The organism is Curtobacterium oceanosedimentum, assembly GCF_020297365.1.
GTDB lineage: Bacteria > Actinomycetota > Actinomycetes > Actinomycetales > Microbacteriaceae > Curtobacterium.
The window spans coordinates 23,294-41,278 of the sequence record NZ_JAIXIG010000013.1; the positions used below are offsets into that span (position 1 = coordinate 23,294).

Consider the following 17,985-nt stretch of genomic DNA (forward strand, 5'->3'; position numbering starts at 1 on the left):
CGTGAGCCTGCTCGCCAGCATCACGTCGCCGCGCGACCTGAAGCGTCTCTCCGATGCGCAGATGACCGACCTCGCCGCCGAGATCCGCCGGTTCCTGGTGGCCGAGGTGGCGAAGACCGGCGGGCACCTCGGGCCGAACCTGGGCGTCGTCGAGCTGACGCTCGCGATGCACCGCGTGTTCGACTCGCCGAACGACCCCTTCGTGTTCGACACGGGGCACCAGTCGTACGTGCACAAGCTCGTGACCGGGCGCCAGGACTTCTCGAAGCTGCGCGAGCGGGGCGGCATCGCCGGCTACCCGCAGCGTGGGGAGTCCGAGCACGACATAGTCGAGTCCTCGCACGCGTCGTCGTCGCTGTCGTGGGCGGACGGCATCTCCCGCGCGTTCGGGCAGACCGGGCAGACCGACCGGACCGTCGTCGCGGTCGTCGGGGACGGCGCGCTCACCGGCGGGATGACGTGGGAGGCGCTCAACAACATCTCCGACGACAACGACCGGCGGCTCGTCATCGTCGTCAACGACAACGGCCGCTCCTACGCGCCGACCATCGGGGGCATGGCCCGGTTCCTCAGCTCCGTCCGCACCCGTCGCGAGTACCGGGCGCTGTACGAGGGGACGCAGGCCATGGCAGCCCGCTTCGGCGGACCCGGGCGAGCGGTCTACCGGGGATTGCGCGGTGGCCTGCACGGCTTCCTGTCGCGCGTGACGAACAACGAGGCGCTGTACTCGAACCTCGACATCAAGTACATCGGCCCGGTGAACGGGCACGACCAGCGGGCGATGGAGGCGGCGCTGCGGCAGGCGAAGGCCTACGGCGCACCGACCATCGTGCACGCGATCACCGAGAAGGGCCACGGGTTCGAGCCGGCGCTGCGCGACCAGGCCGACCAGTTCCACGCCGTCGGGCACATCGACCCAGAGACTGGAGAGTCGCTCGACACCGCCTCCGGGCCGTCCTGGACCTCGGTGTTCGCGACCGAGCTCGCCGCTGTCGGCGACGAGGACGAGCGCATCGTGGCCATCACCGCCGCGATGCTCCGCCCGACCGGGCTGCACCTGTTCCAGCAGCAGCACCCCGACCGCGTCTACGACGTCGGGATCGCCGAACAGCACGCCGTCACCACGGCCGCCGGGCTGGCGTACGGGGGACTGCACCCGGTCGTGGCGCTGTACGCGACCTTCCTGAACCGGGCGTTCGACCAGGTGCTCATGGACGTCGCGCTGCACCGGGCCGGGGTGACGTTCGTGCTCGACCGTGCCGGCATCACCGGTCCCGACGGCCCGTCGCACCACGGCATGTGGGACCTGGCGTTGCTGCAGGTCGTGCCGGGCATCCGGATCGCGGCGCCGCGCGACGCCCCGACCCTGCGCGAGGAGTTCCGCGAGGCGGTCGCCGTCGACGACGCCCCCACGGTGCTGCGGTGGTCGAAGGGCCAGGTCGGTCCGGACATCCCCGCGCTGCGGCGGCTGGACGACGGCGTGGACGTGCTGCGCGACGCGCCGGAGTCGTCGCCCGACGTGCTGTTCGTGGCCGTCGGCGCGATGGTGCCGACCGCGCTCGAGGCCGCGGCGCTGCTCGAGGCGCAGGGCATCGGCGTCACGGTCGTGGACCCCCGCTGGGTGGTGCCGGTCCCGGTGTCGCTCATCGAGCTGTCGCGCACGCACCGGCTCGTGATCACCATCGAGGACGGCGTGCGGGTCGGTGGCGTCGGGACGCGCCTCCGCCAGGACCTGCGAGCGGCCGGTGTCGACACCGGGGTGAACGAGCTCGGGCTGCCCGACGCGTTCATCGACCACGCGACCCGGTCGCAGATCCTCGCCGACGCGGGGCTCACGGCGCAGGCGATCGCCCGTGACGTGATCGACCAGGTCGTCGGGACGAAGCTGCCGCAGGCGAAGCCCGCGCGCTCCCGCGAGTCCGCCGCGTCCGACCGCTAGGCGCGGCGCGGCCGGTGCGCCGAGGCTCCGCGCGGCGCTCGCGCGGCGTACGCGAGGTTCGCGCCCCGCTGCGGTCGTTGCGCCCCGGTGAGTCGGGGCGCAACGGCCGTGCGGGGGCGCGACGCTGTGCGGCGCGCGGTTCGGGATCGTCTGGCACAACCGAAGTCACCCCGAACCACGCGATTCCGCGGTTCGGGGTGACTTCGGTCGTGCGACGGCGCGGGACCGCTAGCGGGAGGCGGGGCCGACGATCGGCGGCTGGTGGAACGTGCCGCCGAAGACCCGCTCGGACGCACCGGAGCGGTCGAGGTACGGGCTGATCCCACCGGCCTGGAACGGGTAGCCGGCGCCGAGGATGAGACCGAGGTCGATCTCCTCGACGTGCTGCACGACGCCGTCCTCGAGCATGCGGTGCACCTCGTCGGCCAGGGCGTCCTCGAACCGGTGCTGCATCGTCGTGGCGTCGACTGGTTCGGCTTCCTTCTTCGACGGAGCGACGAGCTTGACGGCGGCGGGGTCGTACCCGGTCGCGTTGCCCTTCTTGTCGCGGGTCAGGATCGTGCCGTGCTCGGCGATCTTCTTCAGCCCGTCACCGGGGTAGAAGCGCTCGGGCCACGCGGCGTGGTGCGAGTCGAGCACGTGTGCGCCGACGGGCAGACCGACGAGTTCGAGCAGCTCGAACGGCGACATCGGCAGGCCGAGGGGCGCGGCACCCTGGGCGACGGTGTCGAACGAGGTGCCCTGCTCGACACCCCGCATCGCCTCGCCGAGCACCCGTGCGAGCACGCGGTTCACGACGAAGCCGGGCTGGTCCGCGGTGATGATCGCGGTCTTCTTGAGCGTCTTCGCGACGGCGAGGGCCGTGACGAGGGCCTCGTCGGAGGTCTTCGCGGCACGCACCACCTCGAGCAGCGGCATGACGGCCACCGGGTTGAAGAAGTGGAACCCGACCAGGCGCTCCGGGTTGGTCAGCACCGACGCCATCTCGTCGACGGAGAGCGACGACGTGTTCGTGGCGAGGATGGCGTCCGGGGCGATCACCTGTTCGATCTTCCGGAAGACCTCCTGCTTGACCGTCATCTCCTCGAAGACGGCCTCGATCACCCAGTCGGCGTCGGCGAAGGCGTCGTACGACACCGACCCGGAGACGAGCCCGTTGATGCGGTTCGCGTCGTCCGGTGAGATGCGGCCCTTCTCGAGCAGCTTCGCGACCTCGCCGGCGATGCGGGCGACCCCCGCGTCGACCCGTTCCTGCGACACGTCGGTGATGACGACGGGGACACCGAGGCGACGGGCGAAGAGCAGCGCGAACTGCGACGCCATCAGCCCGGCGCCGAGGACGCCCACCTTCGTTAACTTCTTCGCCTCGACGCCCTCGGGAGCGCCGACGGGCTTCTTCGCGCGCTTCTGCACGAGGTCGAACGCGTACATCGACGCGGCGAACTGGTCGCCCGAGATGAGGTCGGCGAGGGCCTCGTCCTCGTCGGCGAAGCGGTCGTCGAGCGACCCGGACTTCGCCGCGGCGACGAGGTCGAGCGCACGGAACGGCGACTTCGGCACGGTGCCGATCTTCGACGCGACCTGGCCGCGGGCGACCTTGACGACGGTGCCCCACGCGGCCTTCTCGAGCATGCCGGGCTCGTTCTTGCGGACGACCTTGGTCGTGCCGCTGATGACGCCGTCGGCCCACGCGACCGACGACGGCAGGAACGTGACGGACGGGATGAGCGCGTCGCCGATGCCGATCTCCACCGCTGCCGCCCCGTCCATCAGGCGGTTGTTCTTGAGCGGGTTCTCGACGATGACGCGGAGTGCCCGCTCCGGCCCGATCAACCGGGGGAGCAGCGTCGCGCCGCCCCAGCCGGGGATGATGCCGAGGAACACCTCGGGCAGACCGATGCCCTGCGCGGCGGACGAGAAGACCCGGTACGTGCAGTGCAGGGCGATCTCGAGTCCGCCACCGAGCGCCAGGGTGTTCACGAACGCGAAGGACGGCACACCGAGGTCGGCGAACTTCCGGAGTGTCGCGTGCCCGAGCGCGGCGAGCTGGTGGGCGGCCTCACGCGACGGCACGGCGGCCGCCTGGGAGAGGTCGGCGCCGGCGGCGAAGCAGTACTCCTTGCCGGTGATCGCGACGCCCTGGATCGTGCCGGCCGAGGCCTCGGTGCGCAGGGTGTCGAGCACGCCGGACAGCTCGCGCAGGGTGCGCGGGCCGAGGGTGTTCGGCCGCTTGTAGTCCTTGCCGTTGTCGAGCGTGATCAGCGCGAGCGTGCCGCCCGAGGGCATCGTGACGTGCTTGACGTACGAGTGCGTGACGACCTCGTCCTCGCTCAGGGCGGTCAGCAGGTCGTTGTCGACGATGGTCATGGTCAGGCCGCCTTCCGTGCCGCGGACTTGCTGAAGTTCGGGTTCTCCCAGATGACGGTGCCGCCCTGGCCGAGCCCGATGCACATCGTGGTGATGCCGTACTTGACGTCCGGACGCTCGGCGAACTGCGCCGCGAGCTGGTTCATCAGCCGGACGCCGCTGGAGGCCAGCGGGTGCCCGACGGCGATCGCGCCGCCCCAGGCGTTGACGTTCGGGGAGTCCTGGTCGATGCCGTAGTTGTCGAGGAACGCGAGCACCTGGACGGCGAACGCCTCGTTGATCTCGAACAGGCCGATGTCGTCGATCGACAGACCGGCCTTCGACAGGGCCTTGTCGGTGGCGGGGACGGGACCGACGCCCATGACCTCGGGCTCGACGCCGGCGAAGGCGAACGAGACCATGCGCATCTTCGTCGGCAGGCCGTGCTGCTTCGCGCCGTCCTCCGACGCCAGCAGGCTCATGGTGGCGCCGTCGTTCAGGCCCGCGGCGTTGCCGGCGGTGACCCGTCCGTGGGGCCGGAACGGCGTCTTCAACGCGGCCAGGGCCTCCAGGGTGGTGCCCGGACGCGGCGGCTCGTCCGCCGACACGATGTCCCAGCCGTCGCCCTTGTTGACCTCGACCGGGATGACGTCCGGCTGCAGCTTGCCGGCCGCCCAGGCGGCCGCGTAGCGCTGCTGGGACTGCACGGCGAAGGCGTCGGTGCGGTCCTTCGTGATCGCGGGGAAGCGGTCGTGCAGGCGCTCGGCGGTGGCACCCATGACCAGGGCGTCGCTCGAGACCATGCGCTCCGCGACGAAGCGCGGGTTGGGGTCGGCGTTGAAGCCCATCGGGTGTCGGCCCATGTGCTCGACACCGCCGGCGATCGCGACGTCGGCGGCGCCGAACGCGATCGCGCCCGCGAGCGTCGTGACGCTGGTCATGGCACCGGCGCACATGCGGTCGATCGCGTAGCCCGGCACCGACTTCGGCAGCCCGGCGAGCATCCCGACGGTGCGGCCGAGGGTCAGCCCCTGGTCACCCTGCTGGGTGGTGGCCGCAACGGCGACGTCGTCCACCGCCGCGCCGTCGAGCTGGGCGTTCCGGTCGAGCAGACCGCGCATCGCGTGCACCGCGAGGTCGTCGGACCGCGTCTTCCAGAACACCCCCTTCTCACCGGCTCGTCCGAACGGTGTCCGCACGCCGTCCACGAACACGACGTCTGATGCCTTTGGCAATCCGGGCCTCCAGATCCTCTTCGATCGGGCCGGAACGCTGGTCGCTCCGGCCGGGCCGGGCAGCGCCCGGCGACCCTCCCGACGCTATGCCCCCAGCCTGGGCGGCCGCATGCCGGTTGGGCAGTTCCTACGACGCCGCGTCGTCCGTCGCGGTGGGCCGCTGTGCAGCAGCGACAAAGGCCGACGCGATGATCGAGGCGAGTTCCTCGACCTGCCACGGGCGGGCGTCGTGCTCGGCGAGGGCGGCCCCCACGAGCTCGGTCGACGGCGGCGAGGGCGGGGCCCAGGACACGAGCCGCAGGGTCTCCGGCGTGAGCAGGTTCTCGAGCGGGATGTCGAGCTCCTCGGCACGCTTCGTCACCGCGGCACGCGCGGCCTTGTAGCGGCGGTCGGCTGCCGGGTTGCGGTCGGCCCAGGCGCGGGGCGGCGGCAGGGTCGCCTCGCCGGCAGCACGCAGCCGGGGCAGGTCCTCGGTGGTCCGGCCCTCGTCGACGGCGGCCCACCACCGGTCGAGCTCCGAGCGGCTGGCGCGCCCCGTGAACGACTTCAGGGCGCCGAGCGCGGCACGGGACTCGGGCGCGGCTGCCGCGGCGGCGACGATCGCGGCGTCGGGGATCGTGCGGCCCGGCGCGATGTCGGCCTCGCGTGCGTAGGCGTCGCGGGCGAGCCAGAGCGACCGGGCGATCGCCAGGGCCCGGGCACCGCGCAGGGCGTGCATGCCGGAAAGCCGACGCCAGGGTTCGGCACGCGGCGGCTTCGGCGCGCGGTGCAGGACCGCGTCGAACTCCTCCTGCGCGATCCGGGTCTTGCCGGCAGCCTCGAGCTGCTCGGCGAGGGCGTCGCGCAGGTCGGGCAGCAGCTCGACGTCGAGCGAGGCGTACACGAGCCACGACTGCGGCAGCGGGCGGGTCGACCAGTCGGCGGCCGAGTGCGCCTTGGCGAGCGTGATGCCGAGCAGCTGCTCGACGACGGCACCGAGGCCCACGCGGGGGAACCCGGCGATGCGCGCGCCGAGTTCGGTGTCGAAGATGCGCGTCGGGACGAGGCCGACCTCCTGCAGGCACGGCAGGTCCTGCGAGGCGGCGTGGAAGAGCCACTCCTGGTCGACGATGGCGGCCTGCAGCTCGGAGAAGTCGCCGATCGGGATCGGGTCGAACAGGAACGCTCCGGCTCCGCGGCGGAACACCTGGATGAGGTAGGCGCGCTGCGAGTACCGGTAGCCGCTCGCTCGTTCGGCGTCGACGGCGACCGGGCCGTGGCCGGCGGCGATCGCGGCCACCGCTTCGAGGTACTCCTCGCGCGTGTCGATGACCTTGACGGCCTCGTGCGACGCCTCGAAGGCCGGGCCGGCGGGCGCTGCGGCGGCCGGGTCGGCAGGCGCGACGGGCGCGGCGGAGCCAGCGGGCGCGGCGGCGGGCGCGGCGGGGCCAGTGGGCGCGGCTGCGGCCGGGTCGTCGGGTTCGGTCACTTGGCGAGCCTCCTCGGGGCCAACAGGGTCACGCCGTCCGATGCGGGAGGCAGACCGGCGAGCATGGCGACGATGTCCTGCCATGCTCGGACGTGCGCGGTGAGGTCGTCGCCGCGGGGCGTCCACGATGCGCGGAGCTCCAGCTGTGCGCCGTCGCCCTGTGCGGCGAGGTCGCCGTACCCGCGCGAGATGATCTTGGTGGCCGTGCCCGAGGCGTGGTCGTACGTCGCGCCGTGCGACTCGAGCGCGTCGACGAGCCAGCTCCAGGTCACGTCGGCGACGAACTCGTCGACGCCGATCTCCGGTTCGAGCGGGGCCTGCGCGAACGAGACGACGCGGAACGCGCCGCCCCAGCCCTCGGGTTCTTCGGGGTCGTACAGGGCGATGAAGCGCCCGGTGCCCAGGTCCGACTCGACCCCGTGCGCGGTCCCGGACACGTCCGCCGCCAGGGCGATCGAGAACGGTGCGATGCGGGTCGGCGAGGGGATCTCGGTGATGGTGGTCTCGGCGCGGCCACTGCCGCCGGACACGAACGCGCGGAGCCGCGCGAAGGCGTCGGGCTCTCGGGTTTCGGACACACATGCAGACTAGGCTCCGGCCCATGTCCCGATCCGCGCGACCCGCCGAGGACGTCGTCCAGGAGACCGCTCGATCGGCCGGGTTCATCGCGCTCGGCGCCGGTCTTGCCGCCGCCGCGGTGGGGACGGCCGTCATCGGAGGCTTCGTCGCCGCCGTCGCCCGTGCCGTCGTCACCCCCGACCGCAAGCGGAACGAGCGCGTCCCGATCCACGCCGTCGACACGGGCAGCAAGACCGTCACGATCGAGCGCACCGCGGACACCGAGCTGCAGGGTCGCTACTCGCTCTGGTTCGGCGGCGGCACCGGCCACATGCGCGTCGGTGAGGTGCTCGGCACGACCGAGACCACCGTCACGCGCCGCATCATCGCGATCGACGCCGGAGACGCGACGGCCGCCCGCCGCGGTCGCTGGGGCGGCTGGTTCTACCTGACCCCCGGCGAGCTCGACGTGCCCGTCGAGGACGTCGACATCCCGACCCCGAACGGCCCCGCCCCGGCGTGGGTCGTCCGCGCCGACGACCCGGCAGCGCCGTGGGCCGTCCTGGTGCACGGCCGTGGCGTCACCCGCGCCGAGACGATCCGCGCCGTGCCCGTGTTCCGCGCGGCCGGCTACTCGGTCGTTCTCGCCTCGTGGCGGAACGACGGTGTCGCCCCGCCGAGCGTCGACGGCCGCTACGGTCTCGGCAGCACCGAGTGGGAGGACATCGACTCCGTCCTCCGCTGGCTCACCGCGCAGGAGGCCCAGAGCGTCGTGCTCATGGGCTGGTCGATGGGCGGTGCGGTCGTGCTGCAGACCCTGCTCCGCTCACGCTTCGCCGGCCTGGTCGACGGCATCGTGCTCGAGTCCCCGGTGGTCGACTGGCACGCCGTGCTGAAGTCGCAGAGCCAGCTGCTCCGCCTGCCCCGTCCGGTCCGCAAGGTCGCACAGCGCCTGCTCCGCACGCCCGTGCTGCACCGACTCGCCGGACTGCAGCGGCCCGTCGACCTGCGGGAGCTCGACATGGTCACCCGCGCCGACGAGCTCACCGTGCCGATCCTGCTGCTGCACAGCGACGACGACGGGTTCGTGCCGTCCTCGGCCTCGCACGAACTGGCCCGCGCCCGACCCGACCTGGTGCGGCTCGAGATCCAAACCACGGCCCGGCACACCAAGCTCTGGAACCACGACGCCGACTGGTTCGACGCCCGGATCCTCGCGTGGCTGACCGAGGTGGTCCAGCGGCGCGGGGCGGCCAGCGCGCGGTAGACGCGACCGAAGGGCGAACGGGAGGCGCGGTGCCGGCTGGCACCGCGCCTCCCGTCCGTCGTTGCGTCCGTTCGGTCGCTTGGTGAGCAGAAATGGTCGGGTCGCGATCACGCACCCGACCATTCCTGCTCACGAAGGGGGTGGTCCGGCCGGAACGTCACGGTCTTCATTCGCTCGCTCTCACTGATCGCTTCCTGCTCCCTCGTCGGGCGGTTCGCGAGTCTGCCGGAGCTTGCCGACCGAATCGATCACTTCGTCGAAGAGCGCGGACGAGCGCTCATCTCGTGGGCGTACGCATCTGCTTCGGTCTTGTAGATCTCGCCCCATGCGATGCTCGGAGGCATGGCACGGACAGGCAGATCGACGTCAGGGAGACAGATCTGCACGAAGTGCGGGAAAGTGGGGAAGGTCCCGAGGTCCTCGTCTTCGAAGCGACTCCAGAGCAACAGCTCCCCGACACCCAGCGGGTGGCCGAGCTCCTGACCGTTCAGCGGCGGATCGCAGCTGACCATCAGCGCATGGTGACCGTTCGGGAGCTCGATCGGTCGTTCCACTTCGCACCGGAAGACGGACGAGAACCGCTTGCTGTCCATGGACGAGAGGAAGAAGACTTCTTGCATCTCAGAACTCCGGGTTGATGCCGCTGACGCGATCGAACTGGATCGTGCCCTTCTCGATGCCGTTCGGGAGGGGCCGCGCGACGTTCCTTCGAGCAGGAACCGCCCTGATCCCGCGGTGATCGGGCGCGGTCTTCGCTGACGGTAGCCCTGCGACGTCGCGGGCGGCCAGCGTGCAGCGTCGGCTGCTGTCGCGCGAACTCCTCGAGACGAGTCGCCGGTCGGCGCGGCTGCGCTGGGCTGTGCGTCAGGTCGGAGGTCATCCGGTCTCCTCTGTCGCCTCGGCCTGGGGCGAGAGGCCGCCCACGCTCATGGCGGCGAGGACGTCGGTCCCGCCGGGCGTGAACGCCGTGATTCCGACCGAGGTGTCAGCCTGCACGAAGCAGAGCCCCATCTGCTCGTCGCCGAGCGGCACGAGCGCACGGGCGAACCCGTCGAGTCCGCGCACGTCGAAGCCCTTCTCGGCGGCCATCGTGTACTTCGTCAGGAAGGTCCGTGCTGTCGACAGCGCGCCCTGTTCGAAGATGCGGACCCGTTCGTCGGCCGGACACTGCGATGCCACCTCGAGCGCCAGTCCCGCCCCCGGAGCGTCTGATGCGCGGAGCCGCGAGCACAGTTCCTGGACAGTGATGTGGACGAGACCGACGGATCGGTCGATCGCCGTGGCCGCCACGAGCGTTCGGTCCGTCGCGCGCAACACGACCGTCACGAGTTCATCGCCGTGCTCGACCTGGCAGATCAGGACGAGTTCGTCCCCGAGGGCTTCGAGCGGGTTGATGAACGGTACGAGGGTCGGTTGCTTCTTCGAGTAGGTCCGCCGGATGACCGCTGCGAACGACCGTGCGGACACGTCGGAGACGAGCACATCGGTGTCCGGACCGACAGCGTGAAGGACCGCGACGACACGGTCCGGCAGCTTCGCGGTCGATTCGTTGGTGACCGTTCGGAGATGGCGAATCGAGATCTCCGGGGGCGCGCCCATCACCGTCGGATCTCCGCGGACGACGGGCTGTGCCGGTGCCGGACCTCGCCGTCGGGCAGGGCGTCGATGTCGACCCGTGCGCGCCCCGGTTCGCTGTAGTGCCAGGACGGACCTCGGCGGTTCGGCCAGCCCTCGAGCAACGCACCCGAGGCGAACCGGATGGCGATCCGCCCGCCCGTCACTGCACCGTCCGACACGACCTCGGTGTGCAGCGCGAGGAGGCCGAGCAGGGACGGTTCGTCACCGGGATCGAGGAACGCGTGCTCCCCGTCAGCGCCGGTCAGCGCGAAGTCGGTCTCGAACCGGAGCGACGCACCGCTCGAGAAACGGATCGTCACGTCTGGTCCGATGCTCATGAGGTCGACGGTGTCGCCGGCGATGTCCAGCGCGAAGGGTCGACCCGGAACCCGCACCCTCAGAGCTTCTTCCGCACCGGGGCTCGTACTGCCCTCCAGCGGATCGACACGAACCGGGCGACCCTTCGGCCCAGAGAAGTGCCAGGACTCGAACCCAGCGTCGGGACCGGCGACGAGGGTCACTCCATCAGCGAAGAACAGCGTGAGCGTGTCGCCCTCGACCGAACGCCGATCGAGTTCTCTGCCGAACAGCTGCAGGATGGGGAGCAGCGAGTCCTTGCGCTCCGGATCGACGACCACGCTGCCCCGTGATCGGTCCGTGATGGTGAACGCAGATTCGAGCTGCACGCTTGCGCCGTCGGTGAAGCGTAGGTCGAGCCGGAAGTCGACGCCGATGAAGTCGAGGGTGCCCGCTCCCTCGACGGTCGTCGCGAACTCGCTGGGTTCTGTCGTGTCACGGGTCATGATCATCCACTCGTCCGAAGTCGTGCGCGTTCGTGCCTGGAACAGGAGCCGACCCGTCCGGGGGAGTCCATCCGGCATCGCATCTGCGACCTTTCCCTTCTTCATCCAGATCGATCCGCCAGATCCTCGGCCCGGTCAGTCGGACTCCGCGGATCGCTCGCGCCTGGCTCTGCAACGTCCGTGATGCCGACGAATCCAGGTGCACGCAGCAGATCCTCACCAGATCACGCAGGCGGGAGGAGAGCGGATCACGAGCCGAAGAGCTGGCGTGACGTCGGGGTCGGTCGATAGCGCAATTCTTCGAACGCCGGTAACCAGGGCGCGAGGTCTTCATGTGCACGGACGGCTTGCTCGAGAACCATCGGTGACCTGATCTTCCGCCGTGGGATCGACTCGGCTTCGTCCTCCGTGGCCGGGCGCTGACGCGAGTCGTGGAAGTCAGTCACCCAGACGCCGTTGGTCTCGGCAGCACCGTAGGTGAAAGCAGGAAGGAAACGGTCCGGATCAGACGGTGAGCTGCCGACGATGGTCCACATTCCTGGTCGAACCCGGGCGTCGAACGTCAAGGTAGCGAAGAGAGGGGCCGCCGTCCGTGCTCTCGCGACTTCTTCAGGCGTCGGAGACGCACTGACCGGACAGTCGAACACGACCACGTACAGCGCGCGCGTGGTTTGGTCCACCACGTGCGCAATGTACGCGCGGCCATCGCCGAGGGGGATGGCGAGGAAGTCACCGGGCTTCACATCGTTGGTCGTCAACCTGTTCCTCTCTCGATGCGATGACACACACGCGGAACGCCGTTGCGGCGATCTCCTCCCGGGGATCGACGAGGGCGAGGTCAGCTCGACCCTGCTTCTCCGGGGTCGCTCTCCACCGGGAGGGAGATGAACAGCTCGCCACCGCCGAGAGCGGTCGCTCTGACCGGCGGCGTCCCTGGACCGGAGTAGTGCCACGACTCGTAGTCGTCGTCAGCGTGCGCTCGAAGCGTCGTTCCCGATGCGAACTCGATCCGGAGCGTGCTCCCGTCGATCTGCGCTGCCGAGACGCTCTGTGTGTGCAGGTGGAGTGCTGGGAGCAGGGAATCCTTGTCCTCCGGATCCACGGACACGGTCACGCCATCGGTACCGGCCACCGTGAACGGGGTCTCGAACGAGACCATGCTCCGGTTCGAGAACGCGAGGGTGAGCCTGAAGTCGACCCAGATGAGGTCGACGGTCTCCCCGACGAGTGCGAGGTGGACGTCGTCAGCGGTCAGTTCGGCCATCCGAGGTACTCTCCCTGGTGATCACTGGGAACATGGCTGTCGGGCTTCGAACCGGGTTTTCCCGTACGGGGATCGAGCCATTGGCCGTAGTCGTTGCTGTAACGGCTGTAGCCGTTCGGATACCGATCGGTCGGATCCATCACCCGGATCATGTTGGCATCATCATGCATGTTCGGGTTCGCAGCTGACGCCGGATCCTGCGCGACGAGCCCGCGGTTGGTCCGAGCCGGGCCGATGTCCCAACCAGCAGGGATGTCGTAGGTCGTCCCCTGCGGCGTCACGACGAAGGTCCTGCCGCTGGACGGGAGGACGTTGACCGGCGGCGTCGGGGGCAGGTCATCGAGCTTCGCCACCGACGTCGGCAGGTTCACCTTCGACATCGTGCCGCCGGTCGCCGCCGACGTCGCCGCACCCTCGGCCGCGTTCCGGAGCAGACCACCGGGAGTCACGGGCTGGCCACTCGCCGCGTAGGTCGCGACGTTCTCGGCCGCACCTTCTGCTGCGTTCTTGACGAGCTGCTTGCCGATCAGGGACACCGCGCCACCGCCGACGGCGCCGAACGCACCGCTCACGGCGACCTGCCCCCAGTTGACCTCTCCGGTGGTGGCCTTCTGGATGATGGTGTCGGCACCGGCGCCGATGAGCATCATGCCGACCGGACCGCCGACGCCGGTGGCGACGAGCACACCGCCGGCGACGACCATCGCGCCGCCGGCCACGTACTCCCAGTTGTCTGCGAACCAGTCACCGGTCGCGGCTGCGGCACGGGCGAGCGGCCCCTGCTGCGCCGCCGCGTAGGCCTCGAGCTCCGCGTCGGTGATCGGCGCGAGGCCGAGCGGGTCGATCGCGTGCAGCGGGTCGTTGCCGGCGAACGAGTACGGGTTGCCGGCCCAGGCTGCTCCTGCTGGCGCGCTGACCGGGTCGACTGACAGGAAGCCGCGCGACGACGGGTCGTAGGCACGCGCCCCCATCCACTCGAGGCCGGCGACCTGCAGCGAACCGTCTGCGCCGAGGGCGATCCCGCCGGGCAGGCCGGAGCCGCCGAGGTCGGCGAGCGTCTGCCACGGATCGGCGTCGTCGGCTGCTCTCGTGGTGCGTCGACCGCTGGTGGCCCACCCGTCGTCCACCCCGGTGAGACCACCGGGAGCGCGGACGACCGGGGTGTCGCCGACGGCCAGGAGGGTCGGTGCCCAGGCGGCGGTGTCCCAGTCGATCGGGACGCCGTCGACACCGGCGAGTTCACCGAGGGCGTCGACGTGCAGGTCGGTCGTGGTGCTGCCCGCCGCGGTGGTCTCGGTCACGCTCGTCAGGCGCCCCTGGGGGCTCCAGGCGTAGTTGGTCGTGCGGTTCCCGGGCCGGATCGCCCGGGTGCGACGACCGGCACCGTCGTGGGCGTACTCCACCTCGGGCGAGCCGTCCGCGGCGTCGACACGGGTCAGCTGACCGGCGGCGTCGTACCGGAATCGTCGAGCGGATTGGTCCGTCCGTTCCTCGGTCAGACGACCAGCGACGTCGTAGACCCAGTCCGTGCGACCACCGTCGTGGACGGCGGCCACGAGCTGCGCGGCATCGTCGTGCTCGTAGGTGGTGCTCCCATCGGGTCCCTCGACGCGGGTGATGCGCCCGTCGGCGTCGCGTTGGATCGTGCTGGTGTCCGTGCCGTCCGCGTCGATGCGCGCGTGCCGGACCATGTGTCCGTTCGCGTACTCCCAGGTCTGCAGCTGATCGCCGGCGCGGGCCTGCAGGAGCCGCCCCGTCGCGTCGTGCTCGTACCGGACCTCGCCGAAGGCCGAGTGGTCGACGCGGACGACCCGTCCGGCCGCGTCGTGCTCGTACCGGATCGTGGACCCGTCAGGGGACAGCACCGAGGTGCGGAGTCCGTCGGCGTCGTGGGTCCACCGGGTCTCGCGCGCACCGGTGGCACGTCGGACGAGCTGGCCCAGTCGGCTGAACTCGAGGACGTGGGTGGTGGGGGAGTCCGCACGGGTCTCGTCGGTGATCGTCACCGTGCGAGCTCGCGCATCGCGGTCGATGCGGCCGATCAACCGGTCACCGGCGAACTGCGCCGATTCGCGTCCGGCCGCGTCGTACTCCCACCGCAGGACGCTGCCGTCCGGGTCCGTCTGGGTGAGCTGGCGCCCGGCCGCGTCGTAGGTCGCGATCGTCGTGCGACCGAGCTGATCGGTGGACGAGGCCACCTTGTCGAGCTGCGTGTACGTGCGGACGGTCACCCCGCCCAGCGGATCGACGGTGCGGACGAGTCGTCCACGCTGGTCGTACTCGTAGCGGGTGGTGCCGCCGAGCCCGTTCACCGCGGCGACGAGCTGTCCGGCGGCGTCGTAGCGGAAGGTCCGCTGGCCGAAGCGGGTGTCGCGCGCCGACACGACCCGACCGACGCGGTCGTACCGGTACCGGGCGGTGCCGACCCCGGGGACGTCGGCGTGGACGACCCGACCCTGGCGGTCGTACTCGGTGCGCGCGACCTCACCGGTCGGCAGGGTGCGCGCGACGACCCGCGAGTCGGCGTCGTAGGTCAGCGTGGTGCGTGCGCCGGCGGGGTCGATCGCGACGACCGGGCGGCCGCACGCGTCGTACTCGTACCGGGTCGTCCGGCCGGCTGGGGTGGTCACGCCGACGACACGTCCCGCCAGGTCACGTTCGATGCGGGTGAGGCCGCCGTCTGCGTCGACGAGCTCGACCGGTCGGCCGCAGGCGTCGTACGTCGTGAGCTCGGCGGACGCGTCTGCGTGCTCGAGCCGGGTCGGACGGCCGAACGCGTCGGTCGTCACGGACACGGCATCGAAGGCGTCACGGACCGTCGCGACCCCGTCCGCGCGCGAGCGGCTGACCTCGGTGCGGACTCCGGTCGGGTCCACCGTCGCACCGAGTGCTCCGCGTGCGTCGTACTCTCGCTTCCACGTGCCGCCGGCCGGATCGACGACGGCTTCGAGCCGGGAGAGGGCATCGTGCACGAACGACCACTCGGCACCGTCGGGCAGGGTCATCGTCGACACGTTGCCGAACGCGTCGAAGTCCTTGGTGATGACGCGACCGAGCGGGTCCGTCGTCGACTCGACCTCGCCGTGCGGACCGTACGTGACCTCGGTGCGGGCTCCGGTCGGGTCGATCGTCGCCGTGACCCGACCACCGGCGCCGTGCTCGAACCGCCACAGCCCGCCGTCCGGGTCCTCGCGCGCGGTGAGCAGTCCGGCGGCGTCGTAGCGGTACCGGGTCCGGTTGCCGAGCGGTGTGACCGCCTCGACGATCCGACCTCCGCCGTCGCGGACCAGCCGCGCGGTGTCGCCGACGGCGTTCTCGACACCGACGAGCTCGCCGGACGCGTCGTGGTGGAACGTGACGACGACGCCGGTCGGATCGGTGCTCCGGACGAGCAGTCCGTCCCGCCACTCGAGCTCGGTCCGGCCGCCGACGGGATCGACGACGGTCGACGGGTTCCGGTCATCGCCCGCGTAGGAGTACTCGACGACCCCACCGTCCGCGGTGACCACGGTCGTCAGACGGTCCTGTTCGTCGTACCCGAAGGTCAGGTCGGCGCCCTCCGGTGTCACGGTCCGGACGCGCCGTCCCCGCTCGTCGTACCCGTGGACCGTCACCTGACCATCGCGCTCGGTCACCGAGACGAGGTTGCCGTGCGGGTCGTACGACATCGACTGGCGGCGCCCGTCGGTGTCGATGATCCCGACGACGCGGCCCCTGCGGTCGGCGATCCAGGTGTTCGTGTGCGCCCCGTCGACGTCGGAGACCGAGGTGACCCGTCCCGGCAGGTACGAGAACCGGACCCGGCGTCCGAACGGTGTGCGCTGCTCGACCACCCGGCCGCGGTCGTCGTAGGTGTTCTCGCACTCGACGACCCCGGTCGCCGCGGTCACCCGGTCGATCAGCCCGTCCGCGTTCCAGCGGTACTGCCGCGCGCCGACGGCGTCGGTCACCCGGACCAGCCGGCGGGCGTCGTCGTAGTGGTACTCGACGCGGCGCCCGTCCGATGCCGTCACCGACGCCACACGGTCGGCGGTGTACTCGACGTCGACGAACCGTCCGAAGACGTGCGCGAGCCGCGTGATCCGGTCCTGCTCGTCACGTCGGACGGTCACGGTGGTGCCCGCTCCACGATCACTGCTCAGCCACAGCCCCGACGGCGTGAACGCCCACCGACCGCCGGCGTTGTCCTGGACGACGAGTGAGCCGTGCTCGGCCCGGAGCCACAGGTCCTCGCCGACGCCGCGGGCCCACCCGGCGCCCTGCCGCGGGAAGTCGACCTGGCGACCGTCGTCGAGCACCACCGAAGCGGCTTCGTCGCCGAGCTCGAGCCGGACGTCCAGGATCGACGACCATCCGAGCCCGAAGACCCCGGTGTGACCGTCGAGCGAGTTGTACATGCGCGTGAGCCGGAGCGACGCGGCCTGCCCCGCGAACGACAGGTCGGTCTCGGGCTCGAGGAAGTTGCCGGTGGCCGTGTTGACCGGGTCGTCGGCGAACCCGTTGGTCGGGGGCGTCCCCATCGCCGAGAACGGTCCGATGGTGAAGTCGTCACGTCCGGCGTCGATCCCCGCCGCGGACAGGGCCGCCGCGATCGCCGCGTCCGACAGCGTCGCGGGCCCGGCTCCACCACCGGCGGCCTCGAACTGCGCGGCGACGGTGCCCGCCCAGTCGGCGTCCTGCCCGTTCGCGGTGAGCCAGTCGTTGACGGCGGTCAGCAGCGACTGGGCGTTCAGCGTGCCCCAACAGGGGTTGCACTCGGCCTCGTAGTCGGCCAGGGCGTTGCGGAACGTGGAGACGGCGCCCGACAGGTCGGAGTCGAGCGCGCGGGTGGTCGCCTCGAAGGAGCGGAGGTCCGCGGGGACGGCCGACGACGTCCCACCGCTGGCCCCACCGCCCGCGGGGATCTCGCGGCCCTTCACGCTGACCTCGTCCGCCTGCAGCTGCGGCTCCGGCTCGGGCTCCGGCGGCTTCGGGTCGTCGCCGCCGCCGAACCACGTCGAGATCTCGTGCCCGGCGCCGACGAAGAAGTTCTCCTCGCGCTCACGCTTGCGGGCTTCCCACTCCTTCGCCTGCTTCCGCCGGTCGTCCTCGTCCTTCGCAGCATCGCGGAGTTCCTGCACGAAGCCGGACAGGCTCTGCAGCGACTCGACGAGCTTCGTCGCGCTCCGCGAGGCGATGTCGGCGTTGTCCGCGAAGACCTCGGAGAAGTACCCCCGGAACTCCGCACCCGCCGTCGTCACGGACGACGACCGCGAGCCGGACTGGCCCCCGATCGCCGACGCGAGCGCCGTCGACGCCGACTTGAGTGCATCCGCCGCGCTGTACGAGTAGCCGGTCGGATCGTTCCCGTGGATCTTCGCCATCGTCATTCCCCCCAGATGTTGACGGCCTCATCCTGTCACGGCGCGAGCGTGAGGTACCAGAGAACGGCCTGCGTGCCGAGGGCGTGACGGACGGGAGGCCCGTGGCGGTGTCGCCACGGGCCTCC

Annotated in this window: 12 protein-coding genes; 2 read left to right on the forward strand and 10 right to left on the reverse strand. The window is 71.0% G+C overall.

What is annotated here, in order from left to right:
* The first annotated feature begins 1 nt into the window (after position 1).
* Positions 2-1,939: a 1-deoxy-D-xylulose-5-phosphate synthase gene (gene dxs / locus LEL83_RS07685; RefSeq protein ID WP_225558361.1), complete on the forward strand. Its 1,938-nt coding sequence runs from the start codon at positions 2-4 to the stop codon at positions 1,937-1,939.
* 228 nt (positions 1,940-2,167) lie between these two features.
* On the opposite strand, the gene LEL83_RS07690 is transcribed toward dxs, so the two are convergent.
* The 4 genes from LEL83_RS07690 to LEL83_RS07705 form a co-directional block, all read right to left on the reverse strand.
* Positions 2,168-4,306, reverse strand: coding sequence for a 3-hydroxyacyl-CoA dehydrogenase NAD-binding domain-containing protein (locus LEL83_RS07690; protein ID WP_225558362.1), 2,139 nt, complete (start codon positions 4,304-4,306; stop codon positions 2,168-2,170).
* Positions 4,307-4,308: 2 nt separating this feature from the next.
* On the reverse strand, positions 4,309-5,520 hold the full coding sequence (locus LEL83_RS07695) for a thiolase family protein (RefSeq protein WP_198658458.1): 1,212 nt from the start codon (positions 5,518-5,520) through the stop codon (positions 4,309-4,311).
* Positions 5,521-5,647: 127 nt separating this feature from the next.
* Complete coding sequence (locus LEL83_RS07700) at positions 5,648-6,988, reverse strand: HRDC domain-containing protein (RefSeq protein WP_372454447.1); 1,341 nt, start codon at positions 6,986-6,988, stop codon at positions 5,648-5,650.
* Positions 6,985-7,566 (reverse strand): DUF3000 domain-containing protein, encoded by a 582-nt coding sequence (locus LEL83_RS07705; RefSeq protein WP_198658459.1) that lies wholly within the window; start codon positions 7,564-7,566, stop codon positions 6,985-6,987. Before LEL83_RS07705 ends, LEL83_RS07700 begins: the two co-directional genes overlap by 4 nt.
* Before the next feature lie 23 nt (positions 7,567-7,589).
* Between LEL83_RS07705 and LEL83_RS07710 the strand changes: the two genes are divergently transcribed.
* Positions 7,590-8,813, forward strand: coding sequence for an alpha/beta hydrolase family protein (locus tag LEL83_RS07710; RefSeq protein ID WP_225558363.1), 1,224 nt, complete (start codon positions 7,590-7,592; stop codon positions 8,811-8,813).
* Between the two features lie 248 nt (positions 8,814-9,061).
* Here LEL83_RS07710 and LEL83_RS07715 read toward each other — a convergent pair whose 3' ends face one another.
* From LEL83_RS07715 to LEL83_RS07740, 6 genes are all read right to left on the reverse strand, one after another.
* Positions 9,062-9,433, reverse strand: a complete 372-nt coding sequence (locus LEL83_RS07715; RefSeq protein ID WP_225558364.1) for a hypothetical protein — start codon at positions 9,431-9,433, stop codon at positions 9,062-9,064.
* Between the two features lie 256 nt (positions 9,434-9,689).
* Entirely contained in the window at positions 9,690-10,280 is a 591-nt protein-coding gene (locus LEL83_RS07720) for a hypothetical protein (protein WP_225558365.1), read from the reverse strand.
* 131 nt (positions 10,281-10,411) lie between these two features.
* Positions 10,412-11,233 (reverse strand): DUF6188 family protein, encoded by an 822-nt coding sequence (locus LEL83_RS07725; protein WP_225558366.1) that lies wholly within the window; start codon positions 11,231-11,233, stop codon positions 10,412-10,414.
* 248 nt (positions 11,234-11,481) lie between these two features.
* The gene (locus LEL83_RS07730; protein WP_225558367.1) at positions 11,482-11,991 is read right to left on the reverse strand and encodes an Imm26 family immunity protein; all 510 of its coding nucleotides are present in this window, start codon (positions 11,989-11,991) and stop codon (positions 11,482-11,484) included.
* Between the two features lie 80 nt (positions 11,992-12,071).
* Positions 12,072-12,497, reverse strand: coding sequence for a DUF6188 family protein (locus tag LEL83_RS07735; protein WP_225558368.1), 426 nt, complete (start codon positions 12,495-12,497; stop codon positions 12,072-12,074).
* Positions 12,485-17,860 (reverse strand): DUF6531 domain-containing protein, encoded by a 5,376-nt coding sequence (locus tag LEL83_RS07740; protein ID WP_225558369.1) that lies wholly within the window; start codon positions 17,858-17,860, stop codon positions 12,485-12,487. The genes LEL83_RS07735 and LEL83_RS07740 overlap by 13 nt, the downstream gene beginning before the upstream one ends.
* Positions 17,861-17,985: the final 125 nt, after the last annotated feature.

Bases quoted from the DNA above. Each gene is read 5' to 3' on its own strand.
- LEL83_RS07690 (WP_225558362.1), bottom strand. From the start codon at position 4,306: ATGACCATCGTCGACAACGACCTGCTGACCGCCCTGAGCGAGGACGAG.
- LEL83_RS07710 (WP_225558363.1), top strand. From the start codon at position 7,590: ATGTCCCGATCCGCGCGACCCGCCGAGGACGTCGTCCAGGAGACCGCT.
- LEL83_RS07715 (WP_225558364.1), bottom strand. From the start codon at position 9,433: ATGCAAGAAGTCTTCTTCCTCTCGTCCATGGACAGCAAGCGGTTCTCG.
- LEL83_RS07725 (WP_225558366.1), bottom strand. From the start codon at position 11,233: ATGACCCGTGACACGACAGAACCCAGCGAGTTCGCGACGACCGTCGAG.
- LEL83_RS07735 (WP_225558368.1), bottom strand. From the start codon at position 12,497: ATGGCCGAACTGACCGCTGACGACGTCCACCTCGCACTCGTCGGGGAG.
- LEL83_RS07740 (WP_225558369.1), bottom strand. From the start codon at position 17,860: ATGGCGAAGATCCACGGGAACGATCCGACCGGCTACTCGTACAGCGCG.